The organism is Pedobacter suwonensis, assembly GCF_044762335.1.
Lineage (GTDB): Bacteria > Bacteroidota > Bacteroidia > Sphingobacteriales > Sphingobacteriaceae > Pedobacter.
The window spans coordinates 35,881-57,920 of the sequence record NZ_JBIWEB010000003.1; the positions used below are offsets into that span (position 1 = coordinate 35,881).

Consider the following 22,040-nt stretch of genomic DNA (forward strand, 5'->3'; position numbering starts at 1 on the left):
TCCTAATCTGCTTTTGGAACCTGCAACGGGCGCCCGGCAGACCAACGCATACGAAACAATAAATAACTTCACTTACTTTAGTTTTTAAAATAAATATTTCCAACTATATTGGGCATAATTCGTTATTGATATGCATTTGCGCCTTTATTATGACTAAAAATATATTTATTGCTTCAGCCGAACCCTATACAGGCAAATCAGTAATTGCTTTCGGCATGATTAACATGTTGCTGGCTAAAACCCAAAAGGTGGGTTATTTTAAACCTATAATTGCCCAGGATGATCCTAATAAAAAGGACGAGCATGTAAAAGCCATGTTAGATTATTTTTCACTCCCGGTAAACTATGAAGATGCTTTTGCTTTTACCCGCCAGGAAATGCTCCACCAAGCAGAAGACAGTGGAGGAATTATCAATACCATCATCAGTAAATATAAAAAGCTTGAAGACAATTACGATTTTACAGTAATTGAAGGAAGCGACTTTTTAGGTGAAGGTATGGCTTTTGAGTTCGAATCGAATGCGTTAATGGCCAAAAACTTAGGTGCGCCTGTTTTAATAGTCGTGTCTGGTAAAAATAAAACGGCAAGTCAACTTTTTAAATCAGCCATCAATATTTACCGTAACTTTTTATTGCGCGATGTACAGGTATTAGGCGTCGTGGCGAATATGGTAAATCCGGAAGAGGCTGACCGTATTAAGCAAGCTTTAAGCAATCAATTACCGGCTGAATTATTGATTGCAGTAATTCCAACCGAAACAGGCCTGCAAAGTCCGACCATGAATGAAATTACAGCTGCATTAGGTGGCGAGGTACTTTTCGGCACAGAACTGCTGGATAATCAGGTTGATAATTTTGTGACCGGTGCCATGATGTTACCTAATTTTTTGCGGCATATTAAAGACAATTTGCTCATTGTGACGCCTGGCGATCGTGGTGATATCATTATTGGGGCACTTCAGGCAAATTTATCAGCCAATTACCCAAAAATTGCCGGCATTGTGCTAACCGCAGGAAGTTTGCCGGATGAACCAATTATTAAACTCATTGAAGGTTTACAGACCATTATCCCCATTATAGCCGTACAAAAAGGAACTTTTGAAACCACGACCACTATTGGGGGGATTCATTCAAAAATTACTATTGAAAACAAGAAAAAAATTAAGCTGGCCATAGAGCTTTTTGAAAAGTATGTAGATATCAAAGCATTGGATGATAAAATAATCACCTTTAGCTACCAGGGCATCACCCCACACATGTTTCAATATCAACTCGTTAAATGGGCCAAACGCGATAAAAAACACATCGTTTTACCCGAAGGTAACGATGACCGGATTTTAAAAGCTGTAGAAAAACTCATCACGCAGGATATTGTAGACATTACCCTTTTAGGGGATCCTGTCGAAATTACCAACAACATCAAAAGGCTTGGATTAAACCTTGACATCAATAGCTTAAAGATACATAATCCTGCCCATTCAGTTCATTATGCCGATTACGTAAATACCTTACATGAATTGCGTAAAAACAAAAACGTAAACCTCGAAATGGCCAGAGATATGATGACAGATGTATCTTATTTCGGAACCATGATGGTTTATAAAGGTGATGCTGACGGGATGGTTTCGGGTGCTGTTCATACCACTCAGCATACCATCAGGCCCGCTTTACAATTTGTTAAAACAAAGCCAGGTGTATCCGTAGTTTCTTCTATTTTCTTTATGTGCCTGCCAGAACGCGTAGCCATATTCGGCGATTGCGCGGTTAATCCCAATCCTTCTGCGCAACAACTGGCAGAAATAGCCATCTCTTCAGCAGAAAGCAGTGCCAAATTCGGTATTGAGCCACGTATTGCCATGTTATCTTATTCTTCAGGCACATCAGGCGAAGGTGAAGATGTAGAACGCGTAAGAGAAGCCACCGCTATAGTTAAAGCAAGGCATCCTGAATTAAAAATAGAAGGGCCAATACAATATGATGCTGCTGTAGACCCGCTTGTGGGTAAACAAAAACTTCCTGGATCTGAAGTAGCAGGCAGAGCCAGTGTATTGATTTTCCCTGATTTAAACACAGGCAATAATACCTATAAAGCCGTGCAACGCGAAACCGGCGCATTGGCCATAGGCCCAATGTTACAGGGCTTAAACAAACCGATAAACGATCTGAGTCGCGGTTGTACCGTAGACGATATCTTTAATACTGTTGTGATTACAGCAATTCAATGTCAAGACATTTAAATATGAACATTTTAGTCATCAATTCAGGAAGTAGTTCCTTAAAATACCAGCTCTTTAAAATGCCTGAAAAAGCGCCTGTTTGCAGTGGGCTGGCAGAGCGTATTGGCATTGAGGGTTCTTTCATCAAACATACCGTTTACAACAAAGGCGAAAAACAAAGCATCGAAGCACCTGGCTTTGTTGCCGATCATGGCGAAGCGTTAAAGCAGGTTTTAGCTTTATTAACCGAGGGAGATTATGCCGTAATTGCAAGTCCTGATGATATTGCAGCTGTGGGCCACCGGGTAGTACATGGCGGTGAACATTTTTCCGGCCCGACAATAATTACAGAAGAGGTGAAGCATCAGATCAAAAAACTTTTCTCCCTTGCGCCATTGCACAACCCTGTAAACTATAAATGTATTGAAGTAGCAGAACAGACTTTTGTAAACGCAAAACAGATCGCGGTATTTGATACAGCTTTTCACCAAACTATACCCGAACAAGCTTACCGTTATGCTATTCCGGAATCATATTACAAAGAAGATGGCATTAGGGTATATGGGTTTCATGGCACGAGCCATAAATATGTAAGTGAGCAGGCGGTTAATTGGCTTGGGCAAAAAGAAAGTAAAATCATCAGTGTTCATTTAGGTAATGGTTGCAGCATCACGGCTATCAAAAATGGCCAATCAATAGACACCAGCATGGGTTTCGGCCCTTTGAGCGGGTTAATGATGGGTACACGGTCCGGAGATATTGATCCATCTGTTATTTTCCATTTAATGGAACATTCAGGATATACCTTATCACAATTGAGTACGCTGGTCAACAAACAGTGCGGCCTTCTGGGCGTGGGTGGCTCAAGCGATATGCGCGACATCAGAAAAATGGTAAATGAAGGCAAAAAAGCTGCTGTGTTAGCCGTTAAACTATATGCCTACCGCATTAAGAAATTTATCGGGGCTTATGCAGCTGTTTTAAATGGCATAGATGCTATCGTATTTACTGCAGGTGTTGGTGAAAACGATAGCCAGATGCGGGAAGCGGTATGCTCGGAACTCGAATATTTGGGCATTGAATTAGATCAGGAACTTAATGCCACTTATAAAGGTGAATTAAAAGAGATTAGCGCTGCAACCGCCAGGGTAAAGATATTGGTAATTCCAACTAACGAAGAATATGAAATTGCCCATCAATGTTTTGGGCTCACGGTCTAAATACAAGACTTCCGAAGCTTATGCAATCGTTTTACGCTTTGCCAACTTCGGAAGTCTGGCTAACTCAGGTGTTTTGCAAAACAGACAAAATGTTACCTGACGGATCTCTGAACCAGGCAATAGCCGGTCCGCCGTTTCCACGAGAAATACCTTTTTGATCGGTTTTGATCGATTCCTGATGGTAAATCTCAAACTTAACTCCTTTGGCAATCAATTCGTCAACAGCCTGATCTATATTTTCGACCGGAAAGTTGAGTACTGTAAAAGTTGCCGGAACATGATTTGGTTTTGGATAAAGCAAGATATTTGAGGAACCGGAAACCACCACTTCAATCACTCCCATTGGGTTATCCTTAACTTCAAGGCCCAATACGTCCTGATAAAATTCTTTTGCTTTCTGTACATCATCTACAGAAAAGGAGCTGAATGCTTTTGAGTTTTGTAACATAACTTAATTGTTTAATTATTTTGAAGAACGGACGGATTATTTTGTCAGATTAGCATGTTCATATCAACTGATATAGCCATACATTTAACTATATTAATTTTTCCATGCTCCCAACAGGCGCCTGATGATAACGATTTCAGCAATATGGTAAGCATTATGATCAGCAATCTGCAAAGCTTCAGTCAAAATACGCTGCCCGTCACCATGTGGTATATGGCCGTATAGGTCTGACGAATCCAAAAGCGCTATAAATGCCTGCAGATCATCATCGATTTGCCTTAATGCGTTACTCCAGGTTGCTTCATCTTTTGGCGCAAGTTCTTTTGGCCAATATCCATCAGGCCATTTTGGCGATTGATGGCTTCCGTCCCTGCTAAATTCCAACATATCCCACTGGGCAATTCTAATATGTTCTACCAATTGCCAGATGCTGTAAGGCAAATGACTGGGCTTTTCGCCTAAAAGATTTAAAGGCAGACCGGCTACAGCATCCTTAAACCCTACATGTGCTCCGCCCCCTTGTAAAAGTTTTTTTAATTCAGTAATCAATATTGCGGTTTCATTTTCCATCATCATGCACTTCTTTAGAAAAAGAACAATTCTCATTCTCATAGGTTTGTATAAAAATTGATTTTAGATAACAGCATTTAATTTTTAATGCATAATTCCTTTAATTTGGGTCATGAAACAATCATTCCCCATTTTAGAAAAGTATACTTATCTGAACACCGCCAATTCTGGTATTCTATCGGAAAGCTTAGCAGAATGGCGGGTAAAGCACGACGAAGCATTTATGGCTAATGGAAGCATTTTCAGAATGGAAAATCTTGCTCTTTTCGCTAACCTCAAAAATAACATCGCTACACTTTTTGGATCAAAGCCCGAAAACACCTATCTCGTTCAAAATTTTTCAATAGGCTTCAATACACTTCTTAACGGGTTGGATCGAACTCATCGTTTCCTGCTATTAGCAGACGAATATCCTTCGGTGAGTTACCCAATAATGAGTATGGGTTTTGATTATCATTATGTAACCATTGATGAAAAATTAGAAGGGAATATCATTAATGCCATTGAAAAATTTAAACCAACCATTCTGGCTTTTAGCATGGTACAATACATAAGCGGTTTAAGAATGGATGAAGACTTTATCAAAAAAATAAAAACTGCCTATCCTGATCTGTTATTGGTCGGAGATGGTACTCAGTTTTTAGGCACTACTGCCTTCAATTTTAAGAAATCGGGTTTAGATGCGTTGATTGGCAGTGGATACAAATGGCTTCTGGCCGGATATGGAAATGGTTATGTCATGTTATCCGATCAGATGAAAGATATAATCTATATAAAAAATAAAGCAGTTAGCCTACCCTCAATACCGTTTTTAAATGAAAAAGATCCTTTATCAATTTATTTTGAGCCTGGACACCTGGATACCTTAAACTTTGGCTCCTTAAATGAGAGTTTAAATGAACTAGGTACAGTGGGTTTTGACGCCATTGAAAAGAATACGCAAGCGCTCAGTAATCAGGCAAGATTAGCCTTAAATTCCAGAGGCTTAGTTCCCGATTGGATGCTTGACCGAAAATATCAGTCTGCTATCATGAGTATGCCCCTGGATCAGGAAATGGTGGATAAATTGGTGTCAGCTAAAATCATTTGTTCTGCAAGGGGCGCCGGCACCAGAATTTCTTTTCATTATTATAATACGGATGAAGACTTAAACCGGCTGCTTGAGGTTTTAGATGACGGGCGTTAATCTACCCTCCAAATGGCATCCACAAAATAATGTTTCTGATCAAAAAAGCTTTGAAGCGGCTTAAAACCTGTTTTTACTGCCAATTTATTAATGTCTTCCAGGGAATACTTTTGTGAAATCTCCATATATATGTATTCATTTTCCGAAAAATGAATCACCTGCCGACCTATGTTCACGATCTGATTTTGTAAACTGATCAGATAACTTTTACAAGCCCCTGATGCCGGATCGTAACTGGCGTAATGCTCGAATTGATCGATGTTAAAATCACCATCGAGTTCTTTGTTGATGCGACGAAGCAGATTAAGATTGAAAGACCTGGTAATTCCACCTTTATCATTATAGGCAGCAAGGATCTGCTGGGGATTTTTTTTAAGGTCGAAGCCGATAATGACGAGGTCGTTTGGAGAAAGCAATTGCTTTAGCGAAAGACAGAACCTTTCAGCATCATCAACAGTCATATTACCTATATTCGCCCCCATAAACAATACTACTTTTCTACGATGGGAAAGTTCGGCAGCCTTTTGCAGCATGTCAAAATAATCACCATTTAAACCCTTGATATCCAACGAAGGCAGTTTTTTGGGCAGGTTTTCTTCCAGATCAGAAATAACGTGTTCAGAAATATCAATGGGAAAATAGCTAAATTCCATTTTGGCATCCAACAGTGACTTTAATAGATAAATAGACTTAGTAGCATCGCCGGCGCCCAATTCGATAAGATCGAAAGCGGTCCCGTCTGCAGATATGGCCTGTGAAAGCTGTGCTGACTGATTTTGGAGAATCTCCATTTCAGCATTGGTTAGATAATACTCTTCCATGTCCATAATCTGCTGAAATATGCGGTCTCCGGTAGCATCATAAAAATACTTGGAAAGCATAAATTTAGGTTCAGATTGTAGCCCTGCCAGGGTTTCATGAAGAAATTGCGTTTTGTTGCTGGTTGGTATTTCAATGGTAGTTGTGCTCATAACATTTTTATTTTACCAGGCGTACGCCTGTATATTGCCATCTTAAATAGGGATGAAAAAAGTTTCTATACGTAATGCGTGAATGATTTTGAGGTGTAGCGATGGAAGCGCCACGAAGTACTTTTTGATTGACCATAAACTTGCCATTATATTCACCAATGGCACCGGGCGCCTTGCTGAAACCAGGATAAGCGAGGTAAGCGCTTTCTGTCCATTCCCACCTTTCACCCCAATTAAAATGTTTCGCCGCCACTTCCCATTCAAATTCGGTGGGCAAACGCATGCCATTCCAACTGGCATAAGCATAAGACTCATAATAGCTGATATGGCTAACCGGGGCATTCAAATCAACGGGCAAAAGTCCGCCTAAAGTATAATTAAACCATTCGCCATCCACCAGATGCCAGTACATGGGTGAGATGATGTGGTTACTTTTCACCCAATCCCAACCTTCTGAATGCCAATAGTTAAAATTTTCATAACCACCTGCATGGATAAATTCCAAAAATTCTGCATTGGTTACCAATGTTTTACTAATGGAAAAATCGTGCAGATAAACCTGATGTCTGTTTAATTCATTGTCGAAACTGAAACCTGTTCCATCATAACCGATTTCGTAAACCCCTGCCGGAATGTCAATCCAGCCTGGCTTATTTTGGATCCCTGAAACTTCTTTTTTATCTTTAACATAAACCGGGAATAAAGGATTATTGCCTAAAATATACTTAATATCGGTTAACAGTAATTCCTGGTGCTGTTGCTCATGATTAAAACCTAAAACCAGTAATTCTTTAACCTCGTCATTTACCGCGTTAGCTAAAAAATTTACCATGGCTTCATCTACATACGCCCGGTATTGATAAATTTCATTCACACCAGGGCGGCTCAAATTGCCACGATCGGTACGGATTACCCGATTGCCAACGGTTTCATAATAACTGTTGAAAACAAAATTATAATCATCATTATACACCTGATAGTTAGACGAAAACGGTTTTAATATAAAAGTTTCGAAGAACCAGGTTGTGTGCCCTAAATGCCATTTTGGTGGACTCACATCTACAACAGGTTGTACTACATAATCTTCAGTTTGTAAGGGTTCACAAACCTGTTCGGAATATTTCCTAATCTGTAAGTATTCTTCTACTAGTGTCATTAATTTTTTTCCAGGTAGTTTTTAAGGTCAGTGATGGTATTAACATTCAGCGCTGTGGATTGTTTTCTCCGCATCATTAAAGCGTAAGAGTTATTGAAACCAATGGGCTTGAGCCATTTGATTTTAAACCTCTTTTCAAATTCTGCACTTACATAACGGTAAGTTTTCTCCTTATCATGGGCCATTTCCTTTGCAATTTTAGGATCTGGCTGCAATAACACCAAAAGGCCTGTACCGGTGTATTCTGGATAAAAATCGATTTGATTATTCATAAGTGCGTCGAAACAGATCTTCGTTCCGCCCAGACCGGTTTTGGTGGAAACATTGTAATCCGTATAGCCTTTAATCAGCATGCTGTATATTTCAGCAAGAATATATTGCTCACCGAAAATCTTCGAACCGATCCGCACAGTGCCCCTATTTCCATTTTTAGATGTTTTATATAAGCCCTTACTGATCAGGAAGTCTCTAGCCACCTGCTCAGGCTGTTGATGAAGATAATCAGTTCTATAGTTCAGATCGGTCATGACCGAATCGGTAATTTTACCGGAGAGCAGATTCAAAGTTTTTTCCAGTTCCGGAAATTGTTTTAACGCTTCATTTCTAACAATGGGCGCAGCAAAATAAGGCGGAAAAATGTTTTTGTCGTCCTTTAAGATCCTCAGGTCAAATGCCTTTAAACGTCCGTCAGTAGAATAACCGCTGATGACATCCAGTTCTTTCGCGTAAGCAGCCTTATACATCACGGCATCGCTGATCACAATGGTATGGATTTTTAAGCCATAAGTTGATTTCAATCCGAGATCTCCATCCTGTCTTCCCATAAATTCGGGTGTAAACCCAGCTGTTAAAGTTGATCCATAAGCTGAGGGTAACGCATAAAATGCGCCTAATGCCAAAATCACCACAGGAAAAATGTAGAAAGCTTTCCTCAATTTTCTGACATCCATTTTTTGAACAAGCGAAAGTAAAGCATCAAGTACAATCGCCAATAAGGCGGCCGGAATGGCTCCGGCCAAAATCATGTTGGTGTTATTAAGTGAGATGCCCCCAAAAATAAATTCACCCAGGCCTCCTGCAGCAATAAATGAAGCCAATGTAGCCACCCCTACATTAATTACAGTCGCGGTGCGGATGCCTGCTAAGATAAAGGGCATGGCCAGGAGTAATTCCACTTTTAACAAAACCTCTCTTTTACTCATCCCCATGGCCCTTGCTGCCTCTTTAACATGTAAATCGATACCGATAATGCCCGTATAAGTATTTCTGATGATCGGTAGCAAAGCATAAATCAGCAGGGCCACAATCGCTGGTTTGGCACCGATGCCCAAAACAGGAATCATAAACCCCAGGAGAGCAATACTCGGAATGGTTTGTAATATACCGGCAACACCCAAAACTATTCCTGAAAGTTTCCGCTTTCTTGCAATGAGTATGCCTAATGGTAAACCGACTGCAATAGCAAGGATTAAAGAAATAAAGGTTAACCCTACATGTTGTAAGGTTTGGCTGAACAATTTATCAGACTGCCCATACATAAACTGCCATAAGGTCTGCTGTTGCTCATTCATGCTGTTGTGCGTTTCGATATTGATTGAATGCCGTAGTTAATTGCCCGAAATTGACGGACTTGATCGTATTTCTCGCGTCTGATACAAACAGCTCATGCCTATCCTTTTTCCGTAATAATTCCATAGCTTCCCAGATACTTAAACCAGCGGTTTCACTTTTTCCTTCGTAAATTATTTCTTCAGGTAGATAACACCAAATATCCTGAATATTAACCACTTTAAATTCTAATACCAATCTTTGTCCGGCAAGAAAATTCTTTGCGATATCATTTATCGGCTGGAATAATAATTCTTTGGGCGTACCGATCTGAACCACCTCACCCTTATCCATCAAACAGATCCGGTCTGCCAGCTCAAAAGCTTCCAGTACATCATGTGTTACCATCACAATCGTTTTTCTTTTCAACTCTTCTAAAGCTTTAAATTCTTTTTGGATACTGGTTCGGGTAAGATTATCTAAGGCTCCAAATGGCTCATCCATCAACAATACCGGTGGATCGGCAACCAGCGCACGTGCCAGGCCTACACGTTGTTGCTGTCCGCCGCTTAATTCATGCGGATACATTGCTAAGGTGCTTTCCGGAAGATGAAGTTTTTCAATGAGCGCTTTTGTGCGGCTTTTAGTTTTTTCCTTATCCCATTTCAACATATCCGGTACAAGGGCAATATTTTCGGCTATGGTGTAATGTGGAAAAAGCCCGATATTCTGCATCACGTAACCGATTCCTTTTCGCAATACGTCAGAATCCTGGTCGGTTACATTTTCACCATTGATCAGAATCTGTCCTGCGTCAGGTTCAATTAAACGATTGATCATTTTTAAAGTTGTGGTTTTACCACAGCCGCTGGTCCCCAGCAATACCAGGGTTTCTCTGCTGGCCACATTAAAAGAGACTTGCTTTACCGCCAGGGTATTGCCAAATTTCTTGCTTATCTCTTTTAATTCAATCATATTATCTATCGAGTTTCATAAATAGGTTATTCAGCGATTCGGTATACGTAGGATGAGCAAAAACGCAGTACCTGATCCTGTCATAAGTGATATTTCCTTCTATGGCCATTTGCAAAACAGACATGATTTCACCGCCTTCTGAGCCCAGAATAGCTGCTCCTAAAATCTGTTTTGTCTCGGGATCTACAACCGCTTTCATTAAGCCCAATGTCTCGTTGGTTTCTATGCCTCGCGCCACCTGCGACATTGGAATCATGGCCACTTCATAATTTAATTTCTTTTCCTTTGCTTCTTTTTCTGAAATACCAATCCTACCCAATTGCGGGTCGGTAAACATACAATATGGCACAGGACGGTCTTGAATGGTATATTTTGTCCCTTCAATCAGGTTACGGTAAACAATGGTATAATCGTTATAGGCAATATGCGTAAAGGCAGGCCCACCTTTTACATCTCCTAATGCGTAAATTCCTTTAATATTGGTTTCCAGTTTTTCATTCACCATTACATGGCCTTTATCATCCAATTTAACACCACAATTTTCGAGTCCCAGATAAGCGGTTTGAGGTACACGTCCGGCTGCAACGAGCAAATGACTAGCCGTTATATCCTTTTTAGTTTTACCGGAACGGACTGTTATATGAAGGTGTTTTTTATCCTGATCGATTTTTTCAACCTTTACATCCGTAATAATTTCGACCTCCTCATCGGTCAAAATCTCTGTCAGTGCTGAAGAGATGTCTTCATCTTCTTTTGCCAATATACCCGTTGACTTTTCCAGAATGGTAACTTTACTACCAAAACGGCTAAACATTTGCCCAAACTCCAATCCAATATAATTACCACCAATTACCACTAAATGCTCCGGAACCGTTTCCAAATCAAGGATTGTTGTTGAGGTAAGATAATCAATTTGATCCAGTCCTGCTATATCGGGTATGGCTGTTTTTGCACCGGTATTGATAAAAATCCAATCTGCAGTTACTTTTTCTTCTCCGCCGTCATTAAGGGTAATGGTTAATTCTTTTTCTGCACTGAATTTTGCCGTTCCAAAGATAAGCTTGAGTCCATTTGTTTCGGCAATTCCTTTTTCTGATGAAGACCTAAATTGTTCTACAATATCGTTTTTTCGTCGGACAATCTTCTTAAAGTCTATTTTAACAGACCCTATATCAACGCCTAAAGCTGAAGCTTTTTTAGCCTGGTGTACAGCCTTTGCAGAGGCAATCATGGCTTTGGTCGGTGTACAGCCATCATTGATACAGGTACCACCAACTAATCTTTTTTCAATAAGAACTGTTTTTTTACCGGCCTCTGCAAGTTTTTTAGCCAACGGCACACCTGCTTGCCCGGCTCCAATAATTACTGCGTCGTAATGTTTCATGGGTGGAATTTGTTTTGTTGTAATAATAACCCGAATAAGCAGGTCAATGTTTGACCACAAACGATTTATTCTTTTATTGGAATATTTATGTTTAAATAAAAAAGTTACAAACCATATTCAAAAATCTGCGTTAAAGATTTGTAGACATTAAATTGACAAACGTAAAATCCCTAACTCATGCAAACACAAACAGCAGAAAATACAAACCTTACCGTTCTTATTCAGGATGATACTTCTATTGAAGATAAAAGAGAAATTTTATTGAATGGTTTATTGGAAGATCTGAATAGCCAGACCGAGTCTTTTAATTAGAAGAACGGTGTAGCAAAATATTTTACAATAAATGAAATCATCATTCAATCCTGGTTAACTAGTAATCTATTAACCTAAATTCAATTATTAATATTGCCGCTAGGAATTTTATATCGTTTTTTCCATTCATTGCATTTCAGTAGAGATGACGGCAATGCTATACTAGCTTATAAAGCATTATAATAAAAAAGAAAAGGGCAAACAAATTAATGCTTACCCTTTTCAAATCTAAATTAACGCTCTCGCCACAAATATATAAATTCTTTTCGGATCTGTATACAACAAATTTAACTACATAAAGCCTTAAGATTATTTCACGATCCGTTGTGCCCGCCGAAGATTATCAGTTGCTTGCAAAATCTTATCTTTTAGATTCGGATTATAACCGTGATGAGATTTTAAGAAATCCTGTACCAGTAGGTTTGCTTCTTTACTGTTATAAGCGGAAAACGATGCTGCTAACCAGGATTGCGGAAAAAAGATGTCTCCTGTTTTCTGTATTTCGGCTAATAAATCCAAACTTTCTTTCAGGTAACGAATAGATGTTTTTTGCCTGATGGGATGATGCAAATAGGATAAAGCATTGGTTACCCAGGCTTCTTTCTGACGGTTTTTTCTATCTTTTAAGCCATTAAAAAAAAGATCTCTTTCATTAACATCCAAAGATAATGCAGGCATTAAATACATTAGCCTATTTTTTCTGTCTTCGTTTTTAGTACGTGCTAACTGTTCTTTTAATATGGTGTTTGCCGTATCTGTTTTAAGCGCCAGCGTTAAAGCAAGTGCGCTATAATCATCTTCTAACAATTTAACGCCATCTGGCGTTGTTTGTTTCTGCCAGATATCATACATTCTTTTTCCAGCCTCAGCACTTAAATAAATATTTTGATAAGCATTGAACAAAATCTTCTTATTGTTCGGCATTTGCTGTTGCTCCATTGCACTCCATATGGTACTCTCCATATTTTCGTATATGGTATTCCGTACTTCACCATTAATAAAAACCCAATAAATATTCGTAAGATATCCGGTGATCAACCTTAGGTTCATTTCATTTTTCTCAACCGCTAATCCCTGCAGTAATAAGCCTAACAGTTCGCCTGGTTTATTGTATTTGCCCGAAAGCATATTTTCATAGGCGTCGATATAAGCCGAGGCCCGTTCTAAAGGATCTTTGATGTGAAAAAGATTTGCCATCATCTCTTTCTCAATCGGAAAAAGGCCATATCCCGCGCCATTTGCATTAAATAAAATATATTGAGGTTTAGGTAAACCTTTTGCCTCCACTAAATCTGTTTTAGCAGTTTTGGCATTTACCATAAGTATCTTATCACCTGTTGGGTAAACCAGCTTTACCGTAAAAGATTGCGGCCACACCTTTGGCTGTCCCGTCTCACTGTTTTGGCTCAGGCTAAAATAGCTTATTTTATCTTTCTCGTATTCAATACGATAACTAAAAACCGGTCTGCCAGGTTCGTTTACCCAAACTTTATTCCAACTCAAGAGATCACGTTTACTGTGTTTACTTAAAATGGCAATCAGATCGTTCCAGGTAGCATTGCCATAACTATATTTTTTCAAATACTCCCTTATTCCTTTTTGAAAATCGTCTTTACCCATCAATAATTCCAACTGGCGCATCATAATCGGGGCTTTATGGTAAATGATATTTCCATACATGGATCCGGCTTCCTGTAAGTTATCCAGTTGCTGCCGAATGGGATTAGCCCCCAAAGTTCTGTCTACCCCATAAGCTGCAGGATAGTGATCCTGCAAAAACTTAAGGTCGAAGGTGTTTTTTCCCATTAACTTTTCAGTAACCTTATCAGCCATAAAATTGGCAAAAACCTCTTTCATCCATACATCGTTAAACCATTTCATGGTGACCAGATCGCCAAACCACATATGCGCTGTTTCATGCGAAATAAGATTAGAACGCGAAATAAACTGATCTTTAGTCGCACCCTGATCTAAAAACAATGAAGATGCTTTATATTGCACCTCACCCGGATGCTCCATTCCTCCAAACTGAAAATCAGGAATGCTTACAAAGCCAATTTTCTGAAAAGGATATTTGATTGCTGTCCAGTCTTCCAAAAAGTCAAGGGCATCACGGTGCGCAACGAAAACAGAATCTACACTGAATTTAATCTTTGCCGAATCGGTTTCACGGTGTAGAAATTCCATGTTGTGATTTTTTATTTTCCGCTTGATGAGCGCGTATTTACCGGCTGTAAACGAAAACAAATAGGTGGGCAGTTTATCAGAGCGATCAAAATGGTAAGTAGTTGCTTTTCCCTGTACCACAGAGTCTCTTTTGGCCGCATTAGCCATTACTTTCCAATCTGTTGGAACGGTTAATGAAAGTAAAAAATCAGCCTTTAGATCGGGTTGATCGAAACAGGGAAAGACGGTCCTTGCATGATCAGGTACAAAAAGGGCGTACAAAAAATCTTTGTTTCTATTTAATGATTCATTGCCAGCTATGAATGCTGTTTCAATACGGTTGTTACCAATCTTCAAATACTCCTGTTTAATTAAGATATGTTCTGCCTTGAAATCGATTGAGATGTCTTTTCCATTCACTGTTACCCGCTTGATATGATCTTCATTTTGCTTAAAGTCAACTTGCAGATGAAACAACTTATTTAATTTAAAATCAATATTTTCAATAGTTTCAATTGAAGCTTTTTGTTCAGCTGGTATCGTAAAATGAAGCTTATAGCTAATGTTACTGATTGCAGCACTTCTGGCATTTGCCAATGCAAGCGATACCCCTGGTTCTACAATTACTGATTTCGACTTTTGCTGGGCAAAACAGGTTGCAAGCAGCAATGGTAAAGCACAAAAATATTTAACTATTGTATTCATTTTATAAAAATTTATTCTCCATTTATCATTTGTATAATCGTACCATAACTCATCCAAACCATGGTTAATAACACGGCCAGACCAGCCAAAGTTAACCATAGCGGCTGCCTGTAACTTGCAATAATCTTGGTTTTGTAGGCTGCAATAAGCATAATTCCCAATGCGATGGGTAAAATAAAGCCATTTATGGCTCCTACGGTAAGCAGCGTTTTAACCGGTTTTCCAACAAGGAGAAAAATAATGCAGGAGATGGATATGAAGATGGTGATAATTTCCCTGTTAAACTTTAATATCAGCGGGTGAAAACTCTTGATAAAAGAAATAGAGGTATAGGCAGACCCGACTACAGAAGAAATCCCCGCAGCCCAGATCACCACACCAAAAATTTTATACCCTATCTGGCCACTGGCCAGTTTGAAAACTGAAGCAGCCGGATTGGCCGGATCTAAAGTAAAACCTTTGCTTACTACGCCCAACGCGGCAATAAACAGCAACAATCGCATAACCGAGGCGATTCCAATGGCACTTAATGCACCTTTGTTTACAGCATCTAAATTTTCAATACCGGTTTGTCTGGCGTCGAGTAAACGGTGAGCCCCCGAAAAAGTAATGTAGCCGCCAACAGTTCCACCAACGATGGTTAATACTGCGGCAAAACTAAACTGTGTAGGGTTTACAGCCCTTAATGCAGCTTCTGCCAATGGTGGTGAGCTGGTGTAAGCTATAATCAAAGCCAGTACAATTTTAATCAGTCCCATGGTTTTGGCAAAAACATCCATCGCTTTACCAGCTTCCTTGTAAATGAAGATCCCTATGGCCATAATTGCACTAATGACGGCGCCCTGCCCTACACTAATGCCGAATAGCACATTTAGTCCTAAGCCTGCGCCGGCAATATTGCCAATGTTAAAAGCCAAACCGCCTAAAAAAACAAGGAAAGAAATAAAATAGCCTAAACCGGGAAATACCTTATTGGCGATATCCTGTGCGGGTTTATCGGCTACGGCAATAATCCGCCAAATGTTTAACTGCGCAATAGCATCTAAAATAATGGATAGCAGGATAACAAAGGCAAAACTTGCACCCAACTGCTGTGTAAAAACGGCGGTTTGTGTTAGAAATCCGGGGCCTATGGCAGATGAAGCCATTAAAAAAGCGGCACCTAAAAGTACACTCCAATTGTATTTTGGCTTCATTTTAGTGGCGCTTTAATCATAATTCCTTCTTTTTTTAGCCTTCCGGCTATCAAGCTGGCAAACGCTACCGCATGTTCACCATCGCCATGCAAACAAACCGTTTCTGCCTTAACGGTAATCAGGTTTCCATTCATACTACTTACTTGCTGTTTTAATGCAAATCCTAACACCTGTTTAACAGCATCTTCATCATTGGTAATTAAAGCATGATCTGCACCGCGCGGGGTAAGTAAACCATTGTCCTGATAGCTACGGTCAGCAAAAACCTCTGATGCGGTTGCAATCCCAACTTTTTCCGCTTCTTCAATCATCCTGCTTCCGGCCAGGGCATATAGCATTAAACCCGGGTCGAAATCTAAAATGGCCTGTGCAATTGCTTTTGCCAAAGCAGTATCCTTTGCGGCCATGTTATATAATGCCCCATGTACTTTAACGTGATGCAATTTACTGCCTGCAGCTTTTACGAAACCAGCCAATGCACCCATTTGGTATAAAGTAAGCTGATAGGCGTCATTTGGTGTAATTTTCATTTCTCTGCGACCAAATCCCTGCAAATCCGGCAAACCAGGATGCGCACCTATAGCTACCCCATTTTTTATGGCTAAACTTACGGTTTGCTGCATTACCGCCGGATCGCCTGCATGGAAACCGCAGGCTATATTTGCAGATGAAATATACTCCATCAGTTTTTCATCATTTGGCATGGCATAACTTCCAAATGCTTCCCCCATATCACAATTAAGATCGATCGTTTTCATATTTGAGTATATTTAAGGTTTATTGCCCTGGTAATCAACAACAAATCATGCTCACGTTCAAAGTAAAGTTCTTCTGCCTCATCTCTTGAAATTTCAGCAAACTCAATAGTATCACCCGGCTTAAGCTGTGCACATAAAGGCAAATCGACCGCTGCAACCTGTGCAATGCGCGGATAACCACCTGTTGTCTGGCAATCGGCCATAAGCATAACCAAATCGCCACTTCCGGTTACCTGGATAGTCCCCGGAGTTACTGCCGTACTGAGCAATTCTTCTGTAACTTTCCTTACCAATGGTTTTCCGGTTAACTGGTAGCCCATACGGTTACTTTTTAAGTTTACAGTATAAGCGTTCGTTAGAAATGAAAGAATAGATGTTGCATCGAACCAACAGATTTCATTGGATGGCACAACCCTGATTTCTCTTTTTTTCACAGGCAGTAGACTATTGCGCGAAATGCACCAATTCGGATAGATTAACGATCTTTCAACCAACTGCTTTAAAATTTTATTGGATATTTCGTTCAGGTTAGGTCCGCTGACCAAGACATCTGCTTTTTGCAATGCTCTTCCGTTATAACCTCCGAAACCTGCGGTAAGATACGTGCTTTTGCTTTCCATAACATCATGCACATCCCATCCACCGGCAACAGCCAGATAGGTACGTACCCCAATTGGATTGCTGATCAATTTGATTACCGAGCCTGCTGAAATAAACAATGGCTTTTCTGCAGGCATTAATTCACCATGATAAACTAAAAATGCACCGTCGCCGGAGTAAGAAATGAGAATGGATGTTTCAGCTTTAAACGAAGCATCAGCATAGGTAAACTCAATGGTAGCACAATGATCATCATTGCCAACAGCTTTGTTGGCTAAACGATGTGCCAGCTCATCCATAGCACCAGAAACAGGTACAGCCTGCGAAAGATAACGGTACCTGCCCATATCCTGAACGGTACTTAGCAGGCCGGGTTTAATGATAGTGATTTTCATATTCTTGTTTCAACATCGCATTAAACTCTTCCTGATCAACAGCTTTCAAAATCACCCGATCTCCACCCTTTAAAAGCGATGGCTGTTTACGGTTTACATCAAACATCTTTAAGGGTGTTTGGCCGATAATCTGCCAGCCCCCAGGTGTTTCCAAGGGGTAAATCCCAGTTTGATTGCCCGCAATACCAACAGATCCCGCTGGAATTTTAGCAGCAGGCACCTCTTTTCTTGGTGTTGACAATCTGTTATCCATCCCCCCCATATAAGCAAATCCCGGTACAAAGCCGATCATAAAGACAGTATATTGGCCAGCGGTGTGAATGTCGATCACCTCGGTTTCAGTAAGGTTATTGGTTTTGGCTACAGTTAATAAATCCTGCCCAAAATCACCTCCATAACATACCGGAATGACCAGATGATGGGCTATTACATTTGATTTTGCTGTTATTATCGCAGCAATTTTATTTACATGTTCAGATACCTTTTCGAAACAATTCTCGCCGGGAAGATCGGATAATTTTACTGTTAATGGATCATAAAAAACAGTTAAGGTAGTATAAGCCGGAACAGTGGTAATCAAGCCAGAAAAGGGATTTTCTAAGAGTAACTGGTTAAAACCGGTAATCAGATCCAGCAAACCATTATCGATTGATGTCCCAAACGTTACGGTTAGCGATTTTTCGCTCAATCCATAAATTTTCAGGGGAATGTTTGTCCCAGAATATCTTTCCTCCTTAATCATGCAAAACGGAAAGATCTATTCATTAATCATCTTCATCATACCTGTAAAATAATTAAACTACCGGTATAAAAATGGCTATATATTATCAAAATCACAACAATTTCGGCAATGAGATCGCTAAAAATTGTCTGTTTGCAAAAAAATTGAAGGCTAAAGCCTAATATTAGGTCATTTTTCTGTCGATGCAAGTCCTTTTATCAACTGTAAGAGCTCCTGCTGTTCCTCAGCTTCCAATTCAATCACATTGTTAAACATTTCAAAAATCTCATCGTGGAGATTAGCACGCATTGACAGATCGATCAGGCGTACAATGGTTTTCTTTTGATCGGTATTTAAGCTGCCAAATAATTTAGGTTCCAGTTCATACAGCGCTTTAATGAAATCAACCAATGCAGGCTTTTTTAATTGCTTTTCTCTTTCGCTGCTATAAACCGGAAATATTCCATCCTGCTCATAACCTTGAATCAAGTTGTTGGCATATTCTTTTAAAAATGGTTTACGCTTGCTTTTGAGATACTCTGTTAGTGCCTTAATCAAAAACCTGTACTCCGGCGAAGATTTGGCAGCACCAAATATGGCTACCTGCCTTTCATTTTCGAAACTCTTAAAATCGAAATCACGGAAAAAATCACTTTCGATATATACACTGTGAAAATAATCGTCGCTCTTTTTGTTTAATGTGGTATAATCTTTATAAATTTCTTCTCCAGCAGCTAAAAAGTAGTACTTTGACAATTCTTTGTGAAGATTTTCTTTCCAGTGGACATACTTGATCTTAAACGTGACGGCGGTATCGGGATAAAAAAGCTTAAACTCCTCTATACTTTTAATATTACTGCTAAAATCCAACGCTTCTCCATTTACAATAATCGAGTAATTTTTGTGTTTATTCAGTTCGATAAACCAACAGAATTCGTTGATTAGAAACGGAAGCACAATGGTTTCCAGATCTTGCTGGCTGATCTTTAAATTGGAGAAAGATACACTGGTACCAGTTGCTCCAGCCTGGCTGGTAGCGGGAGAAAAATCGGAGCTGTAACTGTTTAAGCCACCTGTATTAATGCGGATCTCGCCATCGCGAAAGCCTTGTTCTGATTGATAGGTAGTATGCCAAACGGCGTCGTGCGCAAAGGTAAAAAAGGTTAGCCTACCTACCCCATTACGCCCATGCATTTTGGAAGTATGCTTTGGTGCTACAATCTGAACGGCTTTTTCTGATTCGAAAAAAGGGTCGAATTTTTGTTGTAGGCGGTCGAAATTAATTCCATAACCATTATCAGCTATATTTAAATGAGTTAAAAGACCTAATGGATTGGCCTCATAATCTAACCGGATGGTGTTTGCATTGGCATCAAAACCATTCCAAATATATTCGGCAATCGCCTGTCTTTCATTATAATTTTTAAGTACCTTTTGTATTCCCTTTGAAGTAATATTAACTTTTACCGACATATTTACTAATGTAATTAGCAAATATATAATAAAATCTGATCATTAGACTTATAATTTTGGAAAGCACCAGGGAAATTGCTTTTAAAGCATGTGTAAATAATTGGCCACGGAAACACAGAAATCACAGAGGACATTAAAGTTTTTCCGTATTTTTCGTTCCTCCGTGGCAAACATAATGCTCAGGCATGCGTGGAAAGATGAAGATGATTTGGAAGAGTTAAAGGGGATTTCTCCCTGGAAAGGCACCTTTGAGATGTTCAAATTATTCAAAGGTGCTGCATGCTTGTGTCAAAATAGGGCCGGCAACTTCAATGGATTATGTTCAACCGAATAAATCGCTGCTTAAGTATCGGTCTCCCCGATCGCAGGCGATAAAAACAATAGTACCCTGATCTAATTCACCGGCAAGCTTCAGAGCAGCGGCACAGGCACCGCCAGAACTCATACCCGCAAACAAACCTTCTTCTTTAGCCATTCTCCTGGCCATTCGGGTTGCTTCTTCCTGCGCAATATCCATTACCCGATCTACCCTTTTGGGATCAAATATTTTTGGCAGATATTCCTCAGGCCAACGCCTGATACCCGGAATGGATGAGCCCTCTGTAGGTTGGCAGCCGACAATCTGAATATCAGCATTTTTTTCCTTGAAAAATCTCGAACAGCCCATAATCGTTCCGGTTGTTCCCATAGAACTAACAAAATGCGTAATCTGCCCATCAGTATCCCTCCATATCTCTGGCCCGGTTGTTTTGTAATGGGCCAGGTAATTATCCTGGTTGGCAAATTGATTTAACAGATAATATCCTTTTGAACCCCCTTTTTCTTCTGCATAATCCCTGCAGGCTTCTATACTCTCCAACAAGGTTACTTTTGCACCAAAGGCCTCCATGGTTACCTTTCTTTCGCGTGTAGAGTTGGCCGGCATAACCAATTCAATATCTAAATTGTACAAACTTGCAATCATGGCCAAGGCAATTCCGGTATTGCCACTTGTAGCCTCCACCAATTTAGTATCAGGAGTAACTTCGCCACGTTCAATTGCACTTCTGATCATATTGAGCGAAGCCCTGTCTTTAACGCTACCACCTGGATTGTTGCCTTCCAGTTTGGCAAATACGCGAACGCCGGGGTTTACATTCAACTTTTGAAGTTCGGCCATTGGCGTGTTTCCGATCAAATCGATTATTCCTGCCATATTGTACTGTATTAATGGGTTTCTTTATAATTTCTTATGGTTATAATGGGCGAATGATAAGCGGTGGAAAATGCCGGGATACTCTCGGTAAGCCATACGTTTCCTCCAATGATACTATCGTGCCCGATGACGGTTTCGCCACCTAATATGGTTGCGCCGGAATAAATCACCACCCTGTCTTCTACCGTAGGATGGCGCTTACTGCCCGCCAGTGTTTTTTTAACACTCAACGCACCAAGGGTTACCCCCTGGTAAAGTTTAACATAACGACCAATGGTGCTGGTTTCTCCGATAACAATCCCTGTTCCGTGGTCGATATAAAAATACTCACCTATACTGGCCGCCGGATGAATATCAATACCTGTTTTAGAGTGTGCATACTCTGTGAGGATCCTCGGCACAAGCGGTATCCCAAAATTGTAAAGCATATGGGCAATCCTGTAGAAACAAATGGCATAAAAGCCAGGATAGGTCCTGATTACCTCGAACCTGCTCTGCGCCGCCGGATCGCCCTCGTAAATCGCGATGATGTCAGTATTTAGAATTCTATAAAGTTCCGGTAAACTTTTGAAAAACTGGCCTGCTGCATCTTTGCATGCGCTATTTTTAAGCTGACAGCTCGCTGATATGATGTCATAAAGCTCAAGCTCCAAAGCAGCCACGTAAACCTTTAGTTCGGCAATGGTTGAAAATATCTCAGCAGAATTTTCCGGAAAAAGTACCTGAATAAGCTTTTCTGCCCAAAGCGATATAACTTCATTGGGTGGAATGTTTTGTTGTTCAAGAGGATTCTTGAAAATTTGTTCAAAAAAATGGTCTTCCATAACTACTGGCCGATCTGCTCA

19 protein-coding genes are annotated in these 22,040 nt (G+C 40.0%); 4 read left to right on the forward strand and 15 right to left on the reverse strand.

Going from position 1 to position 22,040, the window contains the following annotated elements:
- Positions 1-149 precede the first annotated feature (149 nt).
- Both pta and ACIQXP_RS06060 read left to right on the forward strand, forming a co-directional pair.
- The gene (gene pta, locus ACIQXP_RS06055; RefSeq protein ID WP_387505117.1) at positions 150-2,237 is read left to right on the forward strand and encodes a phosphate acetyltransferase; all 2,088 of its coding nucleotides are present in this window, start codon (positions 150-152) and stop codon (positions 2,235-2,237) included.
- A gap of 2 nt (positions 2,238-2,239) precedes the next feature.
- A complete protein-coding gene (locus ACIQXP_RS06060) occupies positions 2,240-3,436 on the forward strand; it encodes an acetate/propionate family kinase (RefSeq protein ID WP_387505116.1) in 1,197 nt (398 codons plus the stop codon).
- 64 nt (positions 3,437-3,500) lie between these two features.
- On the opposite strand, the gene ACIQXP_RS06065 is transcribed toward ACIQXP_RS06060, so the two are convergent.
- Together ACIQXP_RS06065 and ACIQXP_RS06070 are read right to left on the reverse strand one after the other, a co-directional pair.
- Positions 3,501-3,884: a VOC family protein gene (locus ACIQXP_RS06065; protein WP_378934564.1), complete on the reverse strand. Its 384-nt coding sequence runs from the start codon at positions 3,882-3,884 to the stop codon at positions 3,501-3,503.
- A 93-nt stretch (positions 3,885-3,977) separates the two neighbouring features.
- Positions 3,978-4,490, reverse strand: coding sequence for a DinB family protein (locus ACIQXP_RS06070; RefSeq protein WP_293741114.1), 513 nt, complete (start codon positions 4,488-4,490; stop codon positions 3,978-3,980).
- 76 nt (positions 4,491-4,566) lie between these two features.
- Between ACIQXP_RS06070 and ACIQXP_RS06075 the strand changes: the two genes are divergently transcribed.
- Complete coding sequence (locus ACIQXP_RS06075) at positions 4,567-5,640, forward strand: aminotransferase class V-fold PLP-dependent enzyme (protein WP_293741115.1); 1,074 nt, start codon at positions 4,567-4,569, stop codon at positions 5,638-5,640.
- Here the strand turns inward: ACIQXP_RS06075 and ACIQXP_RS06080 are convergent.
- The 5 genes from ACIQXP_RS06080 to ACIQXP_RS06100 are packed head-to-tail and all read right to left on the reverse strand — an operon-like array spanning position 5,637 to position 11,674.
- Positions 5,637-6,611: an L-histidine N(alpha)-methyltransferase gene (locus ACIQXP_RS06080; RefSeq protein WP_387505115.1), complete on the reverse strand. Its 975-nt coding sequence runs from the start codon at positions 6,609-6,611 to the stop codon at positions 5,637-5,639. The genes ACIQXP_RS06075 and ACIQXP_RS06080 overlap by 4 nt on opposite strands.
- 7 nt (positions 6,612-6,618) lie before the next feature.
- Positions 6,619-7,767, reverse strand: coding sequence for an ergothioneine biosynthesis protein EgtB (egtB, locus tag ACIQXP_RS06085; protein WP_387505114.1), 1,149 nt, complete (start codon positions 7,765-7,767; stop codon positions 6,619-6,621).
- Positions 7,767-9,338, reverse strand: coding sequence for an ABC transporter permease/substrate-binding protein (locus ACIQXP_RS06090; protein WP_387505113.1), 1,572 nt, complete (start codon positions 9,336-9,338; stop codon positions 7,767-7,769). Before ACIQXP_RS06090 ends, egtB begins: the two co-directional genes overlap by 1 nt.
- Complete coding sequence (locus tag ACIQXP_RS06095) at positions 9,331-10,290, reverse strand: ABC transporter ATP-binding protein (protein WP_387505112.1); 960 nt, start codon at positions 10,288-10,290, stop codon at positions 9,331-9,333. Before ACIQXP_RS06095 ends, ACIQXP_RS06090 begins: the two co-directional genes overlap by 8 nt.
- Position 10,291: 1 nt before the next feature.
- The gene (locus ACIQXP_RS06100) at positions 10,292-11,674 is read right to left on the reverse strand and encodes a mercuric reductase (RefSeq protein WP_387505111.1); all 1,383 of its coding nucleotides are present in this window, start codon (positions 11,672-11,674) and stop codon (positions 10,292-10,294) included.
- Between the two features lie 177 nt (positions 11,675-11,851).
- On the opposite strand from ACIQXP_RS06100, the gene ACIQXP_RS06105 reads away from it, so the two are divergent.
- The gene (locus ACIQXP_RS06105; protein WP_293741121.1) at positions 11,852-11,986 is read left to right on the forward strand and encodes a hypothetical protein; all 135 of its coding nucleotides are present in this window, start codon (positions 11,852-11,854) and stop codon (positions 11,984-11,986) included.
- 309 nt (positions 11,987-12,295) lie between these two features.
- On the opposite strand, the gene ACIQXP_RS06110 is transcribed toward ACIQXP_RS06105, so the two are convergent.
- From ACIQXP_RS06110 to epsC, 8 genes are all read right to left on the reverse strand, one after another.
- The gene (locus tag ACIQXP_RS06110; protein WP_387505110.1) at positions 12,296-14,857 is read right to left on the reverse strand and encodes a M1 family metallopeptidase; all 2,562 of its coding nucleotides are present in this window, start codon (positions 14,855-14,857) and stop codon (positions 12,296-12,298) included.
- A gap of 11 nt (positions 14,858-14,868) precedes the next feature.
- Positions 14,869-16,053, reverse strand: coding sequence for an NRAMP family divalent metal transporter (locus tag ACIQXP_RS06115; protein ID WP_387505109.1), 1,185 nt, complete (start codon positions 16,051-16,053; stop codon positions 14,869-14,871).
- Positions 16,050-16,811, reverse strand: a complete 762-nt coding sequence (locus ACIQXP_RS06120) for a 5-oxoprolinase subunit PxpA (RefSeq protein WP_387505108.1) — start codon at positions 16,809-16,811, stop codon at positions 16,050-16,052. The genes ACIQXP_RS06115 and ACIQXP_RS06120 overlap by 4 nt, the downstream gene beginning before the upstream one ends.
- Complete coding sequence (locus ACIQXP_RS06125; protein ID WP_387505107.1) at positions 16,808-17,806, reverse strand: 5-oxoprolinase subunit C family protein; 999 nt, start codon at positions 17,804-17,806, stop codon at positions 16,808-16,810. Before ACIQXP_RS06125 ends, ACIQXP_RS06120 begins: the two co-directional genes overlap by 4 nt.
- Positions 17,787-18,548, reverse strand: a complete 762-nt coding sequence (gene pxpB / locus ACIQXP_RS06130) for a 5-oxoprolinase subunit PxpB (RefSeq protein ID WP_387505106.1) — start codon at positions 18,546-18,548, stop codon at positions 17,787-17,789. Before pxpB ends, ACIQXP_RS06125 begins: the two co-directional genes overlap by 20 nt.
- Positions 18,549-18,716: 168 nt before the next feature.
- The gene (locus ACIQXP_RS06135) at positions 18,717-20,000 is read right to left on the reverse strand and encodes an ATP-binding protein (RefSeq protein WP_387505105.1); all 1,284 of its coding nucleotides are present in this window, start codon (positions 19,998-20,000) and stop codon (positions 18,717-18,719) included.
- A gap of 322 nt (positions 20,001-20,322) precedes the next feature.
- Positions 20,323-21,195 (reverse strand): cysteine synthase CysM, encoded by an 873-nt coding sequence (gene cysM, locus ACIQXP_RS06140; RefSeq protein ID WP_387505104.1) that lies wholly within the window; start codon positions 21,193-21,195, stop codon positions 20,323-20,325.
- Positions 21,196-21,206: 11 nt separating this feature from the next.
- Positions 21,207-22,019: a serine O-acetyltransferase EpsC gene (gene epsC, locus ACIQXP_RS06145; protein ID WP_387505103.1), complete on the reverse strand. Its 813-nt coding sequence runs from the start codon at positions 22,017-22,019 to the stop codon at positions 21,207-21,209.
- Positions 22,020-22,040 lie beyond the last annotated feature (21 nt).